Source organism: Flavobacterium erigeronis (assembly GCF_054075165.1).
Genome location: NZ_JBSKGP010000003.1, coordinates 280047 through 301291, shown reverse-complemented (window position 1 = coordinate 301291; position 21245 = coordinate 280047). Strand labels below are relative to the sequence as shown.

The following is a 21245-nucleotide window of genomic DNA, read 5'->3' as shown; positions in this document are numbered from 1 at the left end:
AAAAGAACTTTGCCTTTATTTTTCTATCTGCACAATTACCAGTTTATTCTAATCTTAGCTTTTCCCTTAATTTTGTATTCCTGCATTTTAGCATTTTTATTGAGATATAAAAGCTGTACGTCATTCTGAAACACCTGCAGTGTTTTTATATTTTGTTTTAAAATAATTTTTAAACTGCATTGCATTTCTTCATTGCCGTCTATTTTTAGAAAAACAGCATTTTTTCTCTTTGTAAAACTGCTGACCGGATAATCTGTAAAAAGCATCAGATTATCATCAACTTTAAAATATTGTCTCGGCACGACCGCAAAAGCAGCACCAGCGCCATAAACTTCCTGACCAACTTGTCCGCTTTGTTCCCAGCCTACATATAAGTCTTCAAGAGGTGCATATAAATCAGGTTGGATTTCTCCTGTTTTGACCTCTTCTGAAAGCATTTCTTTGGGCAGCATAGAAGGATAATAATACGGAATTCTGTTTACAGCATATTTTACAAATTCAGGAAGCAGAATTCTAAGACCAGGCAGAATATCTACGTCTTTCGCCTGAATGATATATTCTCTTAACGCGGTATAAACTTCCATTTCTTCGTAAGCTGCCGTATATGGCGCATCATTTAAAGGAAAAATAGAAAAGAAATTATTATAGAATTTTCCGAAACCATAATTGCATTCCCAAAGCTGCACATTTTTGAAGAGTCCAGCAAGACACATATAACTCGTTTCGAGGTAAATTCTTTTATTCGTGATTTTATATAGTTCTAATAAAGCATTGGCAGAGAAAGCCGTATTATTAGCCTGATAGAAAATATCAAATCCACACTGGCTAAGCTGTTTCGCTGACTTTTCTGCCTCATTTAAATAGCGTTTTTCTTTTGTCAAATGATAGACTAAAAGCATTAAATGAGCATAAGCGCCCGGAACATCTTTTTCGCCTCCTTTTCCTGGTTGAGTTTCTTCTTTTATAACCTCAAAAGTTTCAACGTTATAAAAAACAGGCCATTGATACTCAAAATGGTGTGCCGCTTTTATAACAAAATCAATAGAATCCAAAACTAGTTTTTCGGCATTTTTATCTCCAGAAATAGCAAGTCTAGCCAGATTAATTAGCGGATGATGCAGATACCAAGAATCCATTGTCGTGTCTTTCTTCTGCTCTTCAGATTGATCTAGTTTGCTATGAAGTGCAGGAAGCCAGCGGGTAATGCTTTTTATTTTTTCATCATAAAAAGTAGAAAGACCACTACGTAAATCTTCAGATAAACGGTAGGTTTCAGACTTCCATTTTTCATATTCTTTAAGCGGTGTTAAAACAGCCAATTGCACCATACTTTCGGCTGGTGTTTCGTAATCGCATAAATAGGCATTGAGATACGGAATACCATTGGTTTGTGTCCAGCAGCCTTTATTGTATTCTAAATGCGATAAGGTTTTCTGCGTAATTTCGAGCCAGTCATGATATTCTGTTTCGGGACGTGGAATGAGTTTGTAAATCTGTGCCAGACTTTCTAAATAATCCATGCACAATTTGGAAGGATCCTCTTTTGTTTCGTCTCCCAGCAAAACATAAGCATCAGAAATAATAAATTTTTTTCCAGCTGGAAGCGGTTCTTCAAGTGCTTGTGGGAGCTGAAATCCTATTTCTGGCCAATCTCCGTTTACCGATTCGCTTACTGTTGTCTTCGTTGCTTCGCAATAGTCTGAAAGTGCGGTAAGGTTTTGAAAGTAAAACAGCGTACACTTTTTCGGTTTGGTAATACTTGCAAACAGCAATCCAGATCTCGTGCCGACTTGTTTAACATGGATTTTTCCAACTGTGGTTTCTATATTTCCATTTTGTGTAAGAAGAAGTATGTCGCGCGGCCAAAACGGAATTGTAAGCGGAAGATGAGCTTCAAACGAAGTTTTATAATGAAACAGATGCGATTCTGATTCTGGAAAATCGAACGTGATTTCATATTTTCCTAATTCTGTCTGAAGCTTAATATTGATTTCTTTTTCTGAATCGGTAATAGAATTAATTTCAAAAAAACTGTTTAAAGCATACGCCATGCGAAAAGCAATTCGTTCTTTTTTTGTTCCCAAAGCAACAACCCAAAAAGAATCTCTGATGCTGTAAAAATCAAAAGTATATCCTGATTTCTGTTTTGTAATCAGCGGTTTACTGTTGTCTATATCAGTTTGCACTGTTGCAGTCCATGGTGAAATTGTGTTCATAGTGTTCAGTGTTCAGATTTTTAGTGTTCAATTTGTAGTGTTGAGTATTCAGAGTTTTAGCGTTCAGTTTTTTGTGGTAATCAATGGTGAGATTATAAGTAATCAAGTTATTTAGAAGATAACTGATCACTAAAAACCTGACCACTGACCAGTAAAAAATTACTCTCCAGTTTCCATATGTGGTGCGTCTACGGGTTTGGATTGTGAAGAGCCAATCTGGCGGAGGTAAATTGATAACATAATGATGGTGAAAACAGAAAGAAATTCGCTTTGCCAATTTTGAAAGGATTCAAACCAAAATCTTGAATTTTCGATGTAAGTAGACACGGTTTCCAATGGTTCTCCTTTTCTTAAAAGCTGTTCGTTTTCGTCTTTAAGGCTTCCATAAAAATGGATAATAAAAGATATGATAAAAAGTGCTAATAAAGCAATAGTAAGAGAGTGTTTGTATATTTTGAGTATAAATCCCCCTTTTTTAACAGGCCACGGAGCATCCTTTTTGGTTGGATCTGGTTCGCGGTCGACTTCTTCTGGTTCATCAATTTTTTTAGATTCGGAGGAACCTTTTTGTTTTAGGAAAATCGTAAAAACAACAAACAAGGCCATTTGTAAAAACTCGCTTTCCCAGTTTTCAAAAGTCGATTGAAAAAAATGTCCAGAGGTAAAATAAGAAGCCAAGGATATTACGGCTGCTCCTTCATCAATAAGTTCTTTATTATGTTCCCGAAAACCTAATAAAATTTGTCCTGCTAAAGACGCGACAAACAAAGTCAAAAAACAAATACCCAGACCATTATTTTTAAAAAATGCCTTCATAGTTTTTATTATTTATATCAAAGTTCAAAAAAAATAGCGTTGTGTTTTTTATAAGATTTTCTTCCGTTTTTATAGGTTTTGCATTGAAGATCAGTTTCATAATTTGGTTAAATAAAAACGCCTCCATAAATGAAGACGTCTTATCTAAAAAAAAAATACAAAAAAATGAGAGTATACATTTTATGCTTGTCCTGTTTCCAGATATACTTTTAAGTTAGAAATATCATCCTTAACCATTTTTTCAAAATAAGGATTTAAAAGTTTGGCAGCACTTTCACCGGCAATTCCCAGCGGAGCGTGATAAGAAATAGTAACATCGATTTCTGTAGCTCTTCCTTTAGATTTAAAAACTACCTTTCCAGCATTTTTAATAGAAGACTCTTCGATAGAATTCCAGCTCAAAAGCTGATTTTTCTCGTCTCTGACAATTTCCGCGTTCCAAGATATTTTTCCAATTCCCGCTGGACCTTTTGCTGTCCACTCTGATATTGTAGAGCTTATTGTACGTACAGAATCTAAGTGATTCATAAACTTTGGCAAGTTTTCCAGATTTCTCCAGAAATTGTAGACCTCACCAACAGGTTTATCAATAACGCTTGTAACTCTAATATTTACGTTTGAAGATTTGTCATTCATCAAATGATCTGCGGCATCATATACAGGACAATATCCTGAGATTCCTCTTAAAAGCATTGCACCTCCGGCACCAGCCTGAGTGATACTTTTATTTTCTTTAGATAAAGCGTTGTAAAGCAGGTAAGCACCGCTTGTTACCATTAAAACCCTTTCTAAAGTTGATACATTGTTTTTCAAAAAAGGCTTTGATGCCTGATTTTGTTTCGTTGATACGGTTGTGTTCATAGCTGTTGATTTAAAATAGTATAATTTGTTAGAATTTAAATATCAATTTTTTGCTGATTTTTAGCTCATTAACAAATTTCCGACAGTCTCATAAGTATTTTTTACAGGATTAACTATTTGATTTACAGATTTTACATGAATGAAAAAAGTTGCATTCTCTGATTTCTGTAAATACTTCAATAAATTATGTAAGGATTCTGTAAATCAGTATTTTATTTTTGAAATATTATAAACCGAAATATTTTAAATTATGAAAAAGCTTTGGAAGACATTAGCAATGCTGCTTATGCTAACAGCAATTGTGTATTCGTGCAAGAAGAATGAAAATAATACTGTAGATCCAAATGGTACAGAAACAGATACTATGAATATGTCTGTAGATACAATTGGTCCAGCTTTAGATTCGTCTGCTACTTTAAATTCAGATGAAAATGGCAAAAACGGAACTACAGGCGCAACAGGTGAGGGATCAACGGGTTCTGGAACAGCAGGATCTACTCAAAAAGGGAACCAGAATATTAAAACTGACTCTATTAAATAATATTCCAAACCAATTAAAAAAACTCTTGACTTTGTGTTGAGAGTTTTTTGCTTTAAAAATGGGCATTTTATAAGGAATAAACACAATCGTAAAATTGTACTTATTTTATGTTTAGTTATTTTGTAATTGTTTGTAATACAAAAGATTATTTGTTTAACTAAAAATACAATTATGAAATTACCCAAAGAAATAATAAACGGCTTTTTGATTTTTGCAGGAATTGCAGTGTTCTTTGTTCTAATGGAACTTTTAAATCTTTCCAATCTATTTTATTTAAGACTTTTAAATGTTCTTTTCATCTTTTATGGTGTTAACAGAACCCTTCAAATGAATCTTGCCGAAGGAAAAAACGAGTTTGTTCCAAACTTTATATCAGCAATGGTAACTTCCTTTACAGCTGTTGTAGTAAGTATTGTAGCGCTAATGATTTACAGTTATGCTAAAGGCGGCGACCAATATGTAAAATCTTTATCTGAAGCTTTCATGTTTGGAGGAGAACCTTCTGTAACTTCTTATTGTCTTTCTTTGTTTTTTGAAGGAACGGCATCCTGCATTATCGTTTCATTTTTATTAATGCTGTATTGGAATAACAAATACGTTGCAGATTAATTATTTGAATCAATTATAAATAAAACCTGAAAAGAAGAGAACTTCCTTTCAGGTTTTATTTTTGGAACTTTAGTACTAAAAATTCAAAAAGAAGAAATGATTTAATAATCGTCATCATCATCTTCGTCTGCTTTTTCTTCATCTAAAGTCCTTCTGTTGGCATCATTGTCAAAATCATCATCCTTTTCATTTTTTAATTCTTCATCAAGATCCTGTGCTATTGGAGCGTTTTTTTGAAAAAAAGGATCTGAAGTGTCATTTGTATTTTCTTCTGAGTGATGATTTACAGTATTGTCGTCACTTTCAAAATGATCTTCTGAATACTTGTGTCTTTGCGAACTATCCTCATGCTGATTGATAGCTGGATCTTTTTTCTCCATAGTTTCAGAATTTATTGAGTCGCTTGCCGAGTGATCTGCGGCGTGATAAGTAAAATCTTCCTGATCGTAGTTATCATAATCTTGTCTTGACATAACTATTTAATTTAGTGGGTTAATAGAATTGATTTACAATATTTTAAAGTTTACTAAGTTTAGAAGGATCTGTTGCTTCTTCTATACTTTTTCCTTCCGTGTTTTTACTGGTATCGTCTTTAGCTGTTTTGTCATCAGCTTCTTCTTCAGGATAATCATTGAGGCGTTCAGCTTCACCAGTACTGCCTCCAGGCTGCATGCTTCCAGAACCGCTATAGGCACTATTTGCATTTTGATTGGTATTTTCGTTACCGTACTTTTCTAATTCATTTTGATTATTTTCCATGACTAATTTTTTTTAGTTGTTTTCTCTTTATGATTTTTCAAAAGCTCGCGGGCTTGTTTAAGTCCCGTTGCAATTGCAATTCCTTCTTCGGCTCCATCCAAAAGCAGCGCATTAGCTATTTCAACCGCTTTTTCTCTAAGCGGTTTCGGCTGGTTTTTGTAAGAGGGCGGATAATCTCCATTGTACCAAGGCATGACTTTATTGTTTTAAGTGATTAAGGATTTCCTTCACCGCCGCTTGAACCGTAGATTTGTCCAGTAGCGTAACTTGCGTCTTCAGCAGCCAGCTGTACATAAATAGAAGCCAGTTCGACAGGCTGTCCAGGTCTGCCCAAAGGTGTCTGCCCTCCAAATTGTTTCAGTTTTTCCATCGTGGCACCGCCACTAACTTGAAGCGGTGTCCATACCGGACCAGGCGCAACTCCATTAACTCTGATTCCTTTTGGAGCCAATTGTTTCGCAAGTGATTTTATATAATTGGTCGTTGCCGCTTTGGTCTGTGCATAATCATATAAATCTTCAGTAGGAGCGTATGCTTGAACCGAACTTGTTCCAATGATTGAAGAACCTGGTTTAAGATGCGGAAGTGCCGCTTTTATAGTCCAAAACGGAGCATAAATATTGGTTTTCATTGTAGCATCAAAATCTTCGGAGGTAATATCCAGAATAGAATCGTGTGTCTGCTGTCTTGCGGCATTGTTTACTAAAATGTCTAAACCTCCAAGTGCTTTTACAGCTTGTTCTACCAATGAAATGCAGAATTTTTCATCTCGCAAATCTCCAGGAATAGCCACCGCTTTTCTTCCTTCGGCTTTAATAAGCTGGATGACTTCTTTAGCATCTTCTTCTTCGGTAGGATAATAATTTATGGCTACATCTGCACCTTCTCTTGAATAAGCAATGGCAGCCGCTCTACCCATACCAGAATCGCCTCCAGTTATAAGTGCTTTACGGCCTTTAAGTCTGCCCGAGCCTTTATAGCTTTTTTCACCATGGTCGGGTTTTGGATCCATTTTGCTAACGAGTCCCGGCCAAGGCTGTTTTTGTTCTTTAAAAGGCGGACGAGGATATTTGGTTTGAGGATCTTCAGGAATTGTTGAAGAATCGTTTTCATCGATTTTAAAATCGGCACCTAAAACAGGGGTAAAGGCAGTGGTGAGACAAATTGCTCCCATGCCTGTTATAGCAGTGCGTCTGGATATTTTCTTTTTGTCACTCATAATTAATTCATTTAAAGGTTTGATTCTTAATGAATTTAAAATTAATGAACTTGAATATCAGTAATTTATATTATTGTTAATGCAGTTTTATATAATATGCCTTATTGGAAGGTGTTTTAAAGATTCTCCATACGATGTTAAGAATTGAAATCTTGCAAACTAATGAATGGAATCATATAACATAAAAATGAAAAACAAGTAATATTTTCATAGTAAGAACTGAACCAAGAAAGAGTTTAAAATTAAACATCGTACGCTTATGAAAATCCATACTATTTTTAAGATACTACAATCGCTTTGTACTTTGGTTTTGTTTTCTGTACTGTTGACAAGTTGTACAACATGGAAAGTGGGTACTTTGGGTCAGAAAAAAATTTCTGCTAAAACTTATGTTATTATTGGCGCTTCAAGCGGAATGGGACGTGGCATAGCAGAACAGCTCGGAAAATACAAAGCCAATGTTGTGCTTGCGGCGAGACGAACAGACCTCTTAGAAGAAGTTGCCGATACCATACGTAAATCTGGCGGTCATGCAGTTGTTGTTACAATGGATATTAGCAAGCTGGAAGATGTGCAAAGAGTAAAAGAAGTAGCCTTAAAAGAGTATTCTACAATTGACGTTTGGATTAATATGGCTGGAATTACCGCAATAGGTCGGTTTTGGGAAGTTCCGATTGAGGATCAAATGCGAGTGATAGATGTTAATTTAAAAGGTTTTTTCTATGCCAGCAGAATAGCGGTTGAGCAGTTTATACAACAAAAAGAAGGTGTGCTCATAAATGTAGCATCAGTTATGGGAGAGATTCCGCTTGCTTATCAGAGTGGTTATTCTGCAACCAAAGCTGGCATAAGAAGTTTAGATCTGGCTCTCTCACAGGAATTGCGACTTAATGGCTACGACAAAATAAAAGTGGTTACAATTGAACCTTGGGCAGTTGATACTCCTATTTGGAAGCACGCTGCCAATTATACAGGCGTAGAACCGAAAATGGCTATGATGGATGAGCCTGAAAAAGTTGTCAATGCTGTTCTAAGAAAATCCCTTAGGCCAAAGAAAATAGTGCCAGTAGGTTGGAAGGCTCAGGTTTCATCATTTAGCGCTAATGTATTTCCTCGTTTCTCGGAACGGCTCGGAGGCAATATGGTTGAGAAATACATGATCGAGACAGGACCTTCAACTCCAAATACAGAAGGTTCTATATATAAGCCAATGCCGGAAGGAAGTGGTATTGACGATGGAGCAGACGAAAGAATGAAAGCATACAAAAAGAGCAAGAAAAAAAATAAAAATTAGTTACAAAAAGCAGATGAATTGCTTTAATCGTCCAGTTCTGCTCTAGAAGCAATAAGACGGAAAAGCGGTTCATATTTTTTTATCTGGATGCCAAGATCTTCGTCAGTATCCGTAGGTCCAATACTGCCTTGCAAACAGTACAATTTCTGTTGATCTAAAAACATGAACTGCAGCATTCTTATTTTCATATTTTCGTTTTGATAATTTATCAATTCCTCAACTTCGATCATCAAACCTGGAATGTCGTCAATAGTTATGTTTTCTGTGCGAATCAATTTAGTTTGCGGTGACAGAAAAGTGGCAACAGATTTTTCATTTAGTTCGATTCCATGTAGTTCTTTGGGCAAATCATATACTACGATAAGCATTTTTTCCATTCCGTTTCCATGACAACTAGTAAACTGCTGAATAGTTTCTGGCATCTCAGCTTCTTGAGCAAGCCAGCTTTTTGGAACAGGAATCTTTATAGAAGTATTCTCTGCTTTTGGATGATTTTCTGAAGAAAAAACGTCAACATGTCCATCGGTAATTTCTTGATGAGGAGCATCGTGATATTTAAACGAAAGAATTCCCTTTGGAAGCAGCGCATGATTGCTGTGATGTGATCTATTTTTTACATTTAAAAGAAAATCGTGCGCATACTGTTCTTTTTCTATAGGATTTGAAAGCTGTTGGTTAAGAAGTGAATCAATACGTATCTGTATCGAATCGATCTGCGAACGGCTGAGTTCTTCTTTAAAAAATTGGTTAAGATTTTTTTCAGTTCGTCCAAAAACATTTTTTAAGTCTTTTTGCGTTTCAGATATTTTGGGTTTAAGATGCGGAAACTCTCGCGCCACTTTCTGAAGCGCAGCATTCTGTCCTCGAATGTAAGCATACGTTTCTATGGCAAATACGACTTTTGCATCGTATTTCTGTGGAAAACATACACACGAAAACAGCAGAATCAGAATATGTAAAATTTTTCGCATCACATTTAGAAAGGTTAGTTCATTTTAAGTTTCAAATCTCTAGATCTGAGAAAGTAATTTCTAATAATTTAAAATGGTCTGAAAGAATGATGCTTTCAGAAGCGCAGAGATTTTAACAATCCGCAATGTTGTATTTCACTACTAGCCCAAAATTTTGGAGCAAGTATGATTAATCATTATTTTATTCTTCTTCTTCCCAATCATTTTCATCATATTCCGCATTAAGATCATCGAGTTCAACATCGTAGTGATTTTCGACTTTAAGCGAATAAGAAGAGCTTTGCGCCAGATAATCTTCATAACTCAGTAGCAGTTCTTCTTCGGAGGTAAAATCACTCGACTGCTCCTGATTCTCTCTATAGAAATTTTCAGATATCATGTTGCATAATTTTTTAGTAAATAATATCGATATGTCTAATTATCTCAATTAGCTTATACTAAAATTACAATCTACGGATTCATGTTTTTTATATGATTTTTTTAAAAAATTGCTGAATTATCATTTATTAAATTCTAATAATATGCAAGAAGAATATATTTGAGTTTCAGAAAATAATGAATTTAAAGATTCGGAAAGTCGTTAAATTTTTTAACGATCAATGCCTTTAATCTTTCTTGATTTTTGTCTCCCCATTGGCCTAAAGCTCCGATAACAGGAATTAAACTCTCGCCAAATTCTGTTAAGGTGTATTCTACTTTTGGAGGCACCACAGGATATATTTTTTTAACCACAAGTTGATGCTCTTCCAGTTCATTAAGCTGAATATTCAAGACTCTGCGCGAAGCATCAGGAATTTTGCGCTGTAACTCGCTTGGTCTTTTATGTCCTTCATTAATAAACCAAAGGAGGCGTATTTTCCATTTGCCGTATAATACTTCACCTATTAGGTCAAGTCCGCAATTTAAGTTGGGCATTGTTTTTCTCTCATACATATTGTAAAAATACTAGTATGTATTGATTTTCACAATAGGGGAGAAATTTATCCCTATGTGAATCGTAATTCCGTACTTGTGAGAAAGTTCCGGAGTTCTGAAATTTGTACAAAAGAAATTAATATGGAACAAAAAATAAGTTATCAGAATGAGTTATCGGGCAAAATTGCTCTGGTAACAGGAGGAACAAAAGGAGCGGGCAGAGCAATAGCCCAACGTTTAAAAGAGGCAGGTGCTGTAGTGATCATCAGTGCAAGAAACCAACCGGAAATACCCGATGCCGCTTTGCATTTTATCTCGGCAGATTTGAGTAAACCCGAAGCTGCAGCTAAAGTTGCTGCCGAAGTAGTGGAGAAATTTGGCAGACTTGATATTCTCGTAAATAACCTTGGAGCATCTGAAACTCCCGGAGGCGGATTTGCTGCATTGACTAATAAAGACTGGGAAGAAACACTTCAGGCAAATTTATTAGCTCCAGTTCGATTGGATCGTGCATTTTTGCCTCAAATGCTTGAGAATAAAAACGGCGTTATTATCCATATCGCATCCATTCAAGGAAAATTGCCTTTATATGATTCTACTCTTCCATATGCCGCCGCAAAAGCAGGGCTGATCAATTACAGTAAAGGTTTATCTAAAGAGGTTTCGTCAAAAGGCGTACGTGTTCTGACGGTTTCTCCAGGATGGATTATGACCGAGGCATCAGTAAGAATGATGGAACGTATTTCTGAAAGTAGTAATGTATCTCTCGAAGAGGCAGAAAAAAGTGTCATGAATGCTTTAGGAGGAATTCCATACGGAAGAGCTGCAAAGCCCGAAGAAGTGGCTGAATTGGTAGGTTTTCTCGTTTCACCAAGAGCAGGCTACCTCACGGGAACAGAATATGTAATAGACGGCGGAACCATCCCGACAATTTAAATTATAAAGCAATACTTATTTATTAATAGTAAAATAGAAAATTATGAACTTACCAGTAGTAGTACAAGACTTAGTAAATGCACAGAATAATTTTAACAGTGCTCATTTTGCTGATTGTTTTTCAGAAAATGCTATAGTATTTGATGAAGGGAAAAATTATACGGGAAAAAAAGCAATACAAAAATGGATCGAAAAATCTTCAAAAGAATACAATGCGGTAATGAATCCTATTAGCTTTGAAGGAGATGCGGAAAAGGGAAGTTTAAAAGCGGAAGTATCTGGAACTTTTCCGGGAAGTCCTTTAGTTTTGACTTATAATTTTAAGTTTGAAGCAGAATATATTCAGTCATTAGATATTAATTAAAATTAGGACGTTATTCTAAGGTATAAAAAAGCTCATTTCTTTTTGAAATGAGCTTTTTTAGTGACGGTTACTGAATAATTTACAAACCATTTAAAGAAATTGGCTTGTCTTCAAGTAAACTTGTAACATAATTATTTTAAGCTTGAGCTTTTTGTACTAATAAACTTTAGTTATCATTTCCTCTATAGGCAAACGAACTTTTTTCGCAGCTGCCATATAGTCTTTCTCCGAATCCCGATATCCTAAAGCGAGGATAACTGTTGAATGCAACCCTTTTTCTTTCAAACCCAAAACCTCATCGATAGTGGCGGCATTAAATCCTTCGATAGGAGTGGCGTCCACTTTCAATTCTGCCGCAGCAATAAGTGCAGTTCCTAGTGCAATATAAGCTTGTTTTGATGCCCAAAGGGATTTTTGTTCTGCGTTTATAGCGCTGAAATACGAATGAAGTCCATTTTTAAATCCTGATAAGGCACCAGAATCAAGGCCTCTTTGTTTTTCTGTCATTGCTATGTAATCGTCAATGTAACTCGAAGCCATGTCAGTAAATGCAGCAAAAACTAACAAATGAGAGCAAGAGCTAATCTGTCCATTAAACGAATTAGCACCTAGTTTTTTTTGGATTTCTGGATTGCTTACAACAAAAACACGGTAAGACTGCAGACCACAAGAAGATGCTGAAAGATTTATGGCTTCCAAGATCTGATCGACCTTTTCTTCAGTTACTTTAATGTTATTGTAAGCTTTTGTGGCATAGCGCCATTTTAAATTTTCTATCAAATTCATTACTATGTCTATCTTAAATTTTGCCAAAGATAAATTATATTGTTTTCTTTTTCGAGTTTTTGGAGTGCTCTAGGAAGACTCAAATCAATCATTTCAGTTCACTACAGAATAATTATCTGTTTTTCTTCCATATTATATTTGTTTAAAGATTAAAAATCTTTATAAATAGGTATAAAAAGAATTATTATCTGATTTTTAGTATAAATAAAAATATTTAATCTTTTATTTTAAAATTTGCAAGGTAAAAAATCTAAATAGTATCACCAGATGAAAACGAACATACCAGAAGATAGAGGAATAAATGAAAAGCAGAATATTGAAAATACCCAGAATAAAATCAAGAATGATTTTGCGTTCACACTAAAGAGCACCTGTTTAGATGAAAACTATCATCCTTCAAGTGAAACGCGTCTGACAACCAATTTTGCAAACTTGGCTAGAGGAGGTAATCGCCAACAAAACTTACGTAATGCATTAAATATGATTAACAATCGATTCAATGCATTGGCTCATCTGGATAATCCAAAAGCTGTTCGTTACCTTGTAGAACTTGAAATCATCACAGTAACGATGAGTATTGATGATAAGAATGGTAGTAACAATCTGCCATTGATTGAAGTTTTAAAAACGAATATTTTTGATCGTAAAACGGGTCAGCGTATTGAAGGTATTGCTGGAAATAATTTTTCTTCCTATGTTCGTGATTATGATTTCAGTATTTTATTGATCGAGCACAACAAAAATAAATCTGATTTTTGCGTTCCTGAAAATTTTGGTGATTTGCACGGAAAACTTTATAAGTGCTTTGTCAGTTCTGCTACTTATAAAGAGCACTTTAAGATGTCACCGATCATTTGTTTAAGTGTATCGAGCAACAAAACTTATACTCGCACTGAGTATCAGCACCCGGTTCTGGGTTTTGAGTATCTGCAGGATCAGTATTCTCTCACTGATGAATATTTCTCTAAAATGGGCTTAAAAGTTCGTTTTTTCATGCCTCCGAATAGTGTGGCACCCATGGCATTTTATCATTCCGGCGATCTGCTTGTTGATTATACTGATCTTGGATTAATCAGCTCAATCAGTACGATGGAAACTTTTCAGAAGATTTATCGTCCTGAAATTTACAATGCAAATTCAGTGGCTGGAAAAATCTATCAACCTAGTCTTAAACACGAAGATTATTCGCTAACTCGCGTGGTTTATGACCGCGAAGAGCGCAGCCGACTGGCTATTGAACAGGGTAAATATGCAGAAGAGCATTTCATTAAGCCTTACAAAAGTCTCCTGGACCAATGGTCTGCTAATTTTACCCTTTAATTGATTACAACGCATTAATATTATACTATTATGAAGAAATTATTATTACCTACCTCTATTGTTGGAAGTTTGCCTAAACCTGCCTGGCTTGCACCACCCGAAAAACTTTGGTCACCATGGAAATTAGAAGGCGATCAGCTGCTTGAAGGCAAACAAGATGCGTTGCGCATTTCTCTGCATGAACAACAATTGGCAGATCTAGATATCATTTGTGACGGCGAGCAGACACGCCAGCATTTTGTAACGACTTTTATCGAGCATTTAAGTGGTGTAGATTTTGAAAATCGTAAAACAGTAAAAATCCGTAACCGTTATGACGCGAGTGTTCCAGTGGTGGTAGGTGAGGTTGCGCGTCAAAAAGCAGTTTTTGTTGAGGATGCTAAATTTTTACGTAAACAGACTAATAAGCCTATAAAATGGGCGTTACCAGGCCCGCTGACAATGGTAGATACCTTGTATGACGACCATTATAAAAGCCGAGAAAAATTGGCTTGGGAATTTGCGAAAGCACTCAATGAAGAAGCAAGAGAACTTCAAGATGCAGGGGTAGATATTATCCAGTTTGATGAACCTGCATTTAATGTGTTTTTTGATGAAGTAAACGATTGGGGAATGGCAGCATTAGAAAGAGCCATTGAAGGCTTACACTGTCAAACTGCTGTTCATATTTGCTATGGTTATGGAATACAGGCAAATACTGACTGGAAAAAGACATTAGGTTCTGAGTGGCGACAGTATGAAGAAATTTTCCCGAAAATTCAAAAATCTAAAATTGATGTGGTGTCTTTAGAATGTCACAATTCCAATGTGCCATTAAATTTAATGGAACTTGTTCGCGGTAAAAAAGTAATGGTCGGTGCTATTGATGTGGCAACAAACACTATTGAAACACCAGAAGAAGTAGCTGATACCTTGCGTAAAGCTCTTGAGTTTGTAGATGCCGAAAATCTTTACCCTTCTACAAACTGCGGTATGGCCCCGCTATCTCGAAACGTAGCTAGAGGCAAGTTAAGTGCTTTAAGCGCAGGAGCAGAAATTATACGCAAAGAACTTGGGATTTAGTCTCAATTTATTAATTAGAAATATAGTTTCCTTGTTTGAAGCTGCTGTCCGTAGAATTTAACAGAGCGACTCTACGGGCAGACTAATGATCTGGAAAATCTACGTTTATCCGCGTAAGGCATTTTTGTAATCTTGACTCTACGGAGAAATAATATTTAAAACACATTGAAGAAATTATTAGAAGTATTAAAAAAAGCAGGTTTCGACGGTTTCCTGTTAATGATAGCCACCATGATTCTGATGGCATATTTTTTACCAAAGCCAGGCATGGTCAAAGAACCTGTTTCGCTGGAGGAGATTGCCAATGCAGGCGTTTCCTTGATTTTCTTGTTTTATGGCATGCGACTGAGTGTTGATAAACTAAAAGCCGGACTTTCAAACTGGAAAATGCACATTGTCGTCCAGTTGACAACCTTTTTATTTTTTCCGCTCATTGTTTTGGCATTTCGCCCCTTGTTTGTCAATAACGGTTTCGAGTTGCTTTGGCTGGGTGTATTTTTTTTGGCAGCTTTACCATCTACAGTATCCTCTTCCGTAGTTATGGTTTCCATTGCCAAAGGAAATATTCCCGCAGCCATTTTCAATGCGAGTATTTCCAGTTTGATCGGAGTAGTGGTTACGCCACTCTGGGTTGGGTTGTTTATAGCTTCTGCAACAGGCGATTTTGATGTCACTCAAATCGGCATAAAGTTAATTCTGCAAGTCTTGTTGCCTGTCATCATCGGCATAAGCCTCAATTCCCGTTTCGGCGCCATTGCCGAAAAATACAAGAAACAGCTTAAATATTTCGATCAGACAGTTATTCTAACAATTATTTACACATCGTTTTGCAAGTCATTTTCCGAACATCTTTTTGAAGGCTTCACCGCCCTGGAACTTGTTGGACTCGCTGCAGGGATGATGGCGTTGTTTTTTACCGTATTCTTTTGTGTCGCACTACTGAGCCGCCTGCTTGGTTTTTCAGATGAAGACCGTATTACCGTCTTATTCTGTGGGTCTAAAAAGTCATTGGTGCACGGCACCGTTATGTCAAAAGTACTTTTTCAGCACAGTACTATCACCGGAATCGTATTGTTGCCGCTCATGCTGTACCATGCTTTGCAATTGATTGCCGCCAGCATCATTGCTCAGGGTATGGCTCGAAGAAAAGAAGAATAGTTTTAAAAGTCAATTTAGTAGATTTATTCTTCGTCATTCTATAAATATTGTCTTTAGGATTTTTATACTATAAAGTAAGTTTTGCAGATTGCTATGTTTTAAATTTGTTAAAAAAAAGATTTTTATATTGTTTTTAATTGTATTTGAAGAATTTTATTCTAATTTAGAAATAAATTAAAACAAAATTCAAAGCAGAATATTTTATGGAACAGATAGACGATATTGATCTTCAGTTATTAAATATACTTCATGATAATTCTAAATACACTGTAAAAGAGCTTGCTAAGATGGTAAATCTTTCGGCATCGCCTGTTTTTGAGCGTATTAAAAGATTAGAAAATAACGGTTATATTAAGAAATATATAGCCCTGCTGGATGCAGAAAAACTAAACAGGGGATTTATCGTTTTCTGCAATATCAAACTTAAACAGCACGATCGTAACATAGGGAATCAGTTTGTTAGCGATATTATGAAAATCGAAGAAGTTGTGGAATGTTATAATATTTCAGGAGATTACGATTTTTTAATGAAGGTTTCTGCCAAAGACATGAAGCATTATCAGGATTTTGTGTTTAATAAATTAGGATCAGTTGAAAGTATAGGGAGTACCCAAAGTACCTTTGTTATGTCAGAGATAAAAAATATGTATGGATAGTTCCAGAATGGCTTATTTATTTAAATTTAACCTTAGCTTTTGTGAAAGAAAATGTATGAAGTCCATTTTGGAATTATTTTATATTTAACGTTGTGAAAAATTCGAACCATGAAATGTTAGGCTGGTAAAGGCTTAAAAAATCAATGCTATTCATTCTAAAGTATGCAGCCGCTCGATCTTTTCAGAATATCCATCACTCCAATATACCCTTACGTCCTGATATTGTCCATTTTTGAGCGATTCAAATCGCACCTGGTAGTCTTTCTTTACTTGATAAAAATCCTGATCAATAGGCACCATAACAGCTGGAACATTATTCTTCTGATTTACATCTCTGAAGAAAAGTTGTCCATCTTTACCAGTAATTTCAAATTCGGCAAACCTGCCTGTAAAGCAGCTTAAATTAGTATCCGTGAGCTTACCCGAAGAAAGCATCGATTTGTTGTAATTGATCATCCATAGAAAAACATCTTTTTCTTTTCCAGTGGTTTTAGCAATTTTATCTGCGAGTATCAAATTGTGAGCGATAATCAGTGCGTTCTCCATTGTCGTAACATCAGGAATTACTCCAGTCCCTTCCCAGTCAGTTCCAGTTTTCACATTTTCTGTTCTCTGGTAAGGTATATACCCTACGAAGCCATTGCCTAAACTAAAGCTGCGGGTAAGATGTGCTGCTCCGCTAGTTTGGGTTCCCACAACTTTGGAACCTCGCTGCTGCTGTAATGCATAAGCAAATCCTTCGCCAGCCGAGTAAGTATTTTTTCCAGTTAGCAGATATATGGGCATATTAAGATGTATACTGTTACGATTAGATTTATATCCCTTAACATAGCTGCTGCTCCATTGATCACTGATCCTATTATAAGATCGGCCAATGTATGTATTGCGTTCAAAAAAATAAGAAAGTATCTCTTCTGAACTTTTTCCGTTGCCGCCGCGATTCGAACGCAGATCAATTATCAGTGCCTCGCAATTAGCAAGATAGCCCATCACAAAACCAAGAGTTTTGCGAAAATCTTTATTGGGAAGTGCAAATCCGTTAAACTCAAGGTAACCGACGTTTCCTGGCAGAATTTCGATCTTCCTGAAGTAAAAGTTCTTGTTCTTTTCACTTTGCACATCAACTGCCAACTGCACGGGCCTGCTATTGTAGCTCAGCACTTCTTTTTCCAGCGCAGGATTGTAAACAATACGAAAATGCTTATCATTAAGCACAGGCTGCAATTCCTTGAAAAGAGTGCTTGCAAGTAAGTTTGGATCAAGTATTTTATCATATAGGCCGCCATCAATGCCGGAATGTAAAAGCACTGATGCATTTGCTGCTTTTTCCGGAAAAACATAATTGGCCATTAGAGAGCTGCTCAGCTCTTGAACAGTCTCACGGACTTGCTCTCTCGAAAGTTGCGGCTGCTGCTGAGCCGCGACCCCCGTATGCATGGTCAGGAACAGGAACATTAAAAAGATTGCTGTATTGCTTTTCATAGTTTGCGGATTTACTTTTTTGCCGTATTTCAAATAAACAATTATGCTTTATTTTTTAAAGAGAAATAGGGTCAGCCCTCGTCTGTAAAGCCAATTTTCGCTTTTGTTGCTGCTAATATTCCGAACAGGAAATCCTTGCTTACGAGCAGCCCAGTTGTGGGGTGGACAGAAGTAATATTTTTAAGGCAGTTCTTGTAGGTTCATTTTGCCGGCCCTAGAGTTTTTCATGCATGCCTTTAGAAGCAACCATTGCTGAATCGCTGTATAGACAACAGCTTTATATACTGTGTTGGGAGTATGGGCTGCAGCTCCTTTATCATACTCAAGGGTATAAAAATAATATTCTCTATCTTCTCCGTAATTTTCTGATACAATGGTAATTAATCTAGTGCGTAATTACAAACTATTACGTTATTTTTTATGATATGCCCGAACCGATTCTTTAAGGCGTAAAATTGAGCAATCAAAAAATATCCGGTTTCTTTATTTTTTAAGACAAACGCAAGATGGGTATGCAGATAGAAACTGAATCAACGAAGTGGTAAACTGCATCTGTTTGGTAAACAATATATTAAGAGCAAAAAAAACGGGACAAAAGATGATACTTATCTTTTGTCCCGAGTAGTGACCTTACTGAACAATTTACAAACCATTTTATGAACGATTTAAAGAAGTTTTGGCTTTTCGCATAATTATGACAAAGAAACTTTCAAATTCTAAATGCTGTTTTATACATTTTAAAACTAAATCAAAGCCATTTGTTTTTCAGCCCAAGCACTCATTTGATTGATGAAAGGAATTAGCTCACTACCCGTTTCAGACAAAGAATATTCAACTCGAGGCGGTACTTCGAGATAAACTTTTCTAAAAATCAATCCGTCAGCTTCTAATTCTTTTAAAGTTTGGGTAAGCATTTTTGGTGTGATTCCTTCAATAGTTTTTTTTAGCTCACCATAGCGCAAGACATGATCTTTTAGTGACCACAAAATTCGGCCTTTATATTTTCCTCCAATTCGCTGAAAAGCGTAATCAACTGGGCAATATGCTTTTAGGTTTATTTTTTTTTGCCATTTTTTTCATTTTTAAAATACTGATTTTCAGCATTAGTATGGTTTTGGTACGTAGAGTACTTTTTTGTACGTACTTGTGGTAAAGATATTATATTGTTTTCTTTGTTTGAGGAATTATTAGGGTTTTTATCAAACGGATTTTGATATTCACTCGTGATAGATTGTTTTTGTTTCATTTTAATCATTTTAAAGAATTAAGAATTATGGCAAACGCTCAAGAATCAAATAATCAAGAAATTACAGTATTAGAACTTCGCAATTATTTATTGAAGCCCAATACAGCAGACAGATTTAAAAAGTACTTCAATGCTTATTTTGTTACTCCAATGTATGATCTTGGTGGCTATACTTTAGGACAATTTAAAATTGATGAATCAAATGATAGATTTGTTTGGTTTAGAGGTTTTAAGAATATGGAAACGAGAATAAAATTCTTAAATGATTTTTATGTTGACAGTAAAACTTGGAAAGACTATGGAAAAGGTGCCAATGACATGATGATCAATTCAGACAACGTTTATTTGCTACGTCCGCTTGCCAAAAGCATTTCTGCCAATTTTCTAAAGGCGAGTCATAAAATTGTTGTGGTGAACTTTTATAGTTGCAACGGTACACTGGATAAAGTAATTGCTCTTTTTAATGCTGAATATTTGCCATTTCTAGAAAGTATAGAGATCAAAAATACAACACTTTGGGTCAGTGAAATGCAAGAAAATGATTTCCCGAAACTTCCAGCTTTTCAGGACAAAAATCTTTTGGTTTCCATTGCATCTTTTGAAAATGAAAAAGAGTATCAATTAAAACAAAAATTGATTAATAAAATGAGCAACCAATTAAGACAATCAATGCAACAATTAATCACAATACAAAATACTTTATTGCTAATTCAATAAAAAACAACCTTTCAAATATTTAATATTCATCCGATAGAATAATATCTAAAAAATACAACTTATGGAAAATACTATTGCAGTTTACGGAGCATACGGACATACAGGAAAGTTTATTGTGGCAGAACTTTACAGGCAAGGTTATAGAAATTTGGTTCTCTCTGGAAGAGATTCGGAAAAATTAACTGCTTTGCTTCCGTTTTTTCCGGATTCAGAAATAAAAGTGGCAGACATCAATGATCCAAAATCATTAGACGAAGCTTTTAAAGATACTAAAATTATTATAAACGCTGCCGGTCCATATTTAGATACTGCGGCACCCATAATTAAATCAGCTTTAAGATTCGGAAGTCATTATATTGATTTATCGGCAGAACAAAAACCAGTGTTGGATGTCATTGATGAATTTTCGGAAGAAGCTAATAATAAAGAAATCTTAATTATTCCGGCAGCAGCCTTTTATGGTGGATTGGCCGATTTATTGGCGACTCAATTAACAAAGGAGTGGGAGCATACAGATGAAATCAACGTGTATATTGGTTTGGATTCCTGGCATCCTACAAAAGGGACAAGATTGACAGGAGATCGAAATCATTACAAAAGGTTAACGTTCAAAGACCATCGTTTAAAGGAACTTGAGCCAACTCCTTCAAAAGAATGGAATTTTAAAGAACCAATAGGAAACAAAGAAGTGGTAAGTCTGCCTCTTTCAGAAATCATTACGATTTCGAGCCATTTAAACGTCAATACGGTTAATACATATTTGAGTCAGAACTCTTTAGACGATCTTAGAAACAACAATACGCCAGAGCCAAAACCGACAGATGAGAAAAATAGATCTTCACAGCAATTCAGTCTTGAAGTCGTTGCGTTAAAAGATAATGAAGAAAGAAGAATTTCTGCTCAAGGCCAAGATATTTATGCTGTGACTGCTCCCTTAGTTGTAGAGGCTGTGAGGAGAATTTTATCTGGAAAGGCAACTTCAAAAGGGGTAAAGACACTGGGAGAAGCGTTTGTAGCAAGCGATTTTTTAAATTCCTTGCAGGAAGATGATATAAAAATTACTTGGTAGAGAAAATTCCATGTAAAAAGGATTGAGAAATCTATATGTTTGTATATAAAAAAAGAGACAACTATTTGCTAGTTGTCTCTTTTAGTGACCTCGACTGGATTCAAACCAGTAACCTTCTGAGCCGTAATCAGATGCGCTATTCAGTTGCGCCACGAGGCCTTTTTGTTATCAATTAGCTATTTTTTTGTAGCTTTGTTGATTGCTTATTGCGGGTGCAAAGATAGACATAAATGTGAGATAAACAAGGA

At 35.7% G+C, this 21245-nt stretch carries 25 protein-coding genes and 1 tRNA gene; 11 read left to right on the top strand and 15 right to left on the bottom strand.

The window, feature by feature from the left end; genetic code table 11:
• Window positions 1-35 precede the first annotated feature (35 nt).
• The 3 genes from ACWA1F_RS07915 to ACWA1F_RS07905 all read right to left on the bottom strand — a co-directional run bounded on the left by ACWA1F_RS07915 (window position 36) and on the right by ACWA1F_RS07905 (window position 3893).
• Complete coding sequence (locus ACWA1F_RS07915; protein ID WP_456893051.1) at window positions 36-2216, bottom strand: hypothetical protein; 2181 nt, start codon at window positions 2214-2216, stop codon at window positions 36-38.
• A 159-nt stretch (window positions 2217-2375) separates the two neighbouring features.
• Entirely contained in the window at window positions 2376-3032 is a 657-nt protein-coding gene (locus tag ACWA1F_RS07910; RefSeq protein ID WP_456893049.1) for a DUF6766 family protein, read from the bottom strand.
• 180 nt (window positions 3033-3212) lie between these two features.
• On the bottom strand, window positions 3213-3893 hold the full coding sequence (locus ACWA1F_RS07905; protein ID WP_456893047.1) for an SRPBCC family protein: 681 nt from the start codon (window positions 3891-3893) through the stop codon (window positions 3213-3215).
• Window positions 3894-4143: 250 nt separating this feature from the next.
• Between ACWA1F_RS07905 and ACWA1F_RS07900 the strand changes: the two genes are divergently transcribed.
• Both ACWA1F_RS07900 and ACWA1F_RS07895 read left to right on the top strand, forming a co-directional pair.
• Window positions 4144-4434, top strand: coding sequence for a hypothetical protein (locus ACWA1F_RS07900; protein WP_456893045.1), 291 nt, complete (start codon window positions 4144-4146; stop codon window positions 4432-4434).
• 171 nt (window positions 4435-4605) lie between these two features.
• A complete protein-coding gene (locus ACWA1F_RS07895; protein ID WP_306155442.1) occupies window positions 4606-5043 on the top strand; it encodes a hypothetical protein in 438 nt (145 codons plus the stop codon).
• A gap of 101 nt (window positions 5044-5144) precedes the next feature.
• On the opposite strand, the gene ACWA1F_RS07890 is transcribed toward ACWA1F_RS07895, so the two are convergent.
• The 4 genes from ACWA1F_RS07890 to ACWA1F_RS07875 are packed head-to-tail and all read right to left on the bottom strand — an operon-like array spanning window position 5145 to window position 7021.
• On the bottom strand, window positions 5145-5516 hold the full coding sequence (locus tag ACWA1F_RS07890; RefSeq protein ID WP_456893043.1) for a hypothetical protein: 372 nt from the start codon (window positions 5514-5516) through the stop codon (window positions 5145-5147).
• 43 nt (window positions 5517-5559) lie between these two features.
• Window positions 5560-5802, bottom strand: coding sequence for a hypothetical protein (locus tag ACWA1F_RS07885; protein WP_456893041.1), 243 nt, complete (start codon window positions 5800-5802; stop codon window positions 5560-5562).
• Window positions 5803-5804: 2 nt separating this feature from the next.
• Complete coding sequence (locus tag ACWA1F_RS07880) at window positions 5805-5996, bottom strand: DUF2188 domain-containing protein (RefSeq protein ID WP_456893039.1); 192 nt, start codon at window positions 5994-5996, stop codon at window positions 5805-5807.
• 20 nt (window positions 5997-6016) lie between these two features.
• A complete protein-coding gene (locus ACWA1F_RS07875) occupies window positions 6017-7021 on the bottom strand; it encodes an SDR family oxidoreductase (RefSeq protein WP_456893037.1) in 1005 nt (334 codons plus the stop codon).
• A gap of 259 nt (window positions 7022-7280) precedes the next feature.
• Here ACWA1F_RS07875 and ACWA1F_RS07870 point away from each other — a divergent pair, with 259 nt between their 5' ends.
• Window positions 7281-8315, top strand: coding sequence for an SDR family NAD(P)-dependent oxidoreductase (locus ACWA1F_RS07870; RefSeq protein ID WP_456893035.1), 1035 nt, complete (start codon window positions 7281-7283; stop codon window positions 8313-8315).
• Between the two features lie 23 nt (window positions 8316-8338).
• Here ACWA1F_RS07870 and ACWA1F_RS07865 read toward each other — a convergent pair whose 3' ends face one another.
• The 3 genes from ACWA1F_RS07865 to ACWA1F_RS07855 form a co-directional block, all read right to left on the bottom strand.
• Window positions 8339-9286, bottom strand: coding sequence for a hypothetical protein (locus ACWA1F_RS07865; RefSeq protein ID WP_456893033.1), 948 nt, complete (start codon window positions 9284-9286; stop codon window positions 8339-8341).
• Between the two features lie 181 nt (window positions 9287-9467).
• Window positions 9468-9665 carry a hypothetical protein gene (locus ACWA1F_RS07860; RefSeq protein ID WP_456893031.1) on the bottom strand — a complete coding sequence of 66 codons (198 nt, stop codon included), beginning with the start codon at window positions 9663-9665 and terminating at the stop codon, window positions 9468-9470.
• 182 nt (window positions 9666-9847) lie between these two features.
• The gene (locus tag ACWA1F_RS07855; protein WP_306155426.1) at window positions 9848-10201 is read right to left on the bottom strand and encodes a winged helix-turn-helix transcriptional regulator; all 354 of its coding nucleotides are present in this window, start codon (window positions 10199-10201) and stop codon (window positions 9848-9850) included.
• A 141-nt stretch (window positions 10202-10342) separates the two neighbouring features.
• Between ACWA1F_RS07855 and ACWA1F_RS07850 the strand changes: the two genes are divergently transcribed.
• A complete protein-coding gene (locus ACWA1F_RS07850; protein ID WP_306155425.1) occupies window positions 10343-11137 on the top strand; it encodes an SDR family oxidoreductase in 795 nt (264 codons plus the stop codon).
• A 43-nt stretch (window positions 11138-11180) separates the two neighbouring features.
• Complete coding sequence (locus ACWA1F_RS07845) at window positions 11181-11501, top strand: nuclear transport factor 2-like protein (protein ID WP_306155424.1); 321 nt, start codon at window positions 11181-11183, stop codon at window positions 11499-11501.
• A 156-nt stretch (window positions 11502-11657) separates the two neighbouring features.
• Here ACWA1F_RS07845 and ACWA1F_RS07840 read toward each other — a convergent pair whose 3' ends face one another.
• Window positions 11658-12287, bottom strand: coding sequence for a nitroreductase family protein (locus ACWA1F_RS07840; protein ID WP_456893028.1), 630 nt, complete (start codon window positions 12285-12287; stop codon window positions 11658-11660).
• Window positions 12288-12554: 267 nt separating this feature from the next.
• Between ACWA1F_RS07840 and ACWA1F_RS07835 the strand changes: the two genes are divergently transcribed.
• The 4 genes from ACWA1F_RS07835 to ACWA1F_RS07820 all read left to right on the top strand — a co-directional run bounded on the left by ACWA1F_RS07835 (window position 12555) and on the right by ACWA1F_RS07820 (window position 16483).
• Entirely contained in the window at window positions 12555-13607 is a 1053-nt protein-coding gene (locus ACWA1F_RS07835) for a DUF1852 domain-containing protein (RefSeq protein WP_456893026.1), read from the top strand.
• Between the two features lie 30 nt (window positions 13608-13637).
• Complete coding sequence (locus ACWA1F_RS07830; RefSeq protein ID WP_456893024.1) at window positions 13638-14669, top strand: methionine synthase; 1032 nt, start codon at window positions 13638-13640, stop codon at window positions 14667-14669.
• Window positions 14670-14834: 165 nt separating this feature from the next.
• Window positions 14835-15827: a bile acid:sodium symporter family protein gene (locus ACWA1F_RS07825; protein WP_456893022.1), complete on the top strand. Its 993-nt coding sequence runs from the start codon at window positions 14835-14837 to the stop codon at window positions 15825-15827.
• Between the two features lie 203 nt (window positions 15828-16030).
• Window positions 16031-16483, top strand: coding sequence for an Lrp/AsnC family transcriptional regulator (locus tag ACWA1F_RS07820; RefSeq protein ID WP_047775354.1), 453 nt, complete (start codon window positions 16031-16033; stop codon window positions 16481-16483).
• A 150-nt stretch (window positions 16484-16633) separates the two neighbouring features.
• Here ACWA1F_RS07820 and ACWA1F_RS07815 read toward each other — a convergent pair whose 3' ends face one another.
• From ACWA1F_RS07815 to ACWA1F_RS07805, 3 genes are all read right to left on the bottom strand, one after another.
• The gene (locus tag ACWA1F_RS07815) at window positions 16634-17965 is read right to left on the bottom strand and encodes a S41 family peptidase (RefSeq protein WP_456893020.1); all 1332 of its coding nucleotides are present in this window, start codon (window positions 17963-17965) and stop codon (window positions 16634-16636) included.
• 743 nt (window positions 17966-18708) lie between these two features.
• Window positions 18709-19023, bottom strand: coding sequence for a winged helix-turn-helix transcriptional regulator (locus tag ACWA1F_RS07810; protein ID WP_456893396.1), 315 nt, complete (start codon window positions 19021-19023; stop codon window positions 18709-18711).
• Window positions 19020-19211 carry a hypothetical protein gene (locus ACWA1F_RS07805; RefSeq protein WP_456893018.1) on the bottom strand — a complete coding sequence of 64 codons (192 nt, stop codon included), beginning with the start codon at window positions 19209-19211 and terminating at the stop codon, window positions 19020-19022. The genes ACWA1F_RS07810 and ACWA1F_RS07805 overlap by 4 nt, the downstream gene beginning before the upstream one ends.
• Window positions 19212-19238: 27 nt before the next feature.
• Between ACWA1F_RS07805 and ACWA1F_RS07800 the strand changes: the two genes are divergently transcribed.
• The gene (locus ACWA1F_RS07800; RefSeq protein ID WP_456893016.1) at window positions 19239-19928 is read left to right on the top strand and encodes a hypothetical protein; all 690 of its coding nucleotides are present in this window, start codon (window positions 19239-19241) and stop codon (window positions 19926-19928) included.
• A gap of 61 nt (window positions 19929-19989) precedes the next feature.
• On the top strand, window positions 19990-20997 hold the full coding sequence (locus ACWA1F_RS07795; RefSeq protein ID WP_456893014.1) for a saccharopine dehydrogenase NADP-binding domain-containing protein: 1008 nt from the start codon (window positions 19990-19992) through the stop codon (window positions 20995-20997).
• Between the two features lie 85 nt (window positions 20998-21082).
• Here ACWA1F_RS07795 and ACWA1F_RS07790 read toward each other — a convergent pair.
• A tRNA-Arg gene (locus tag ACWA1F_RS07790) sits at window positions 21083-21156 on the bottom strand.
• Window positions 21157-21245 lie beyond the last annotated feature (89 nt).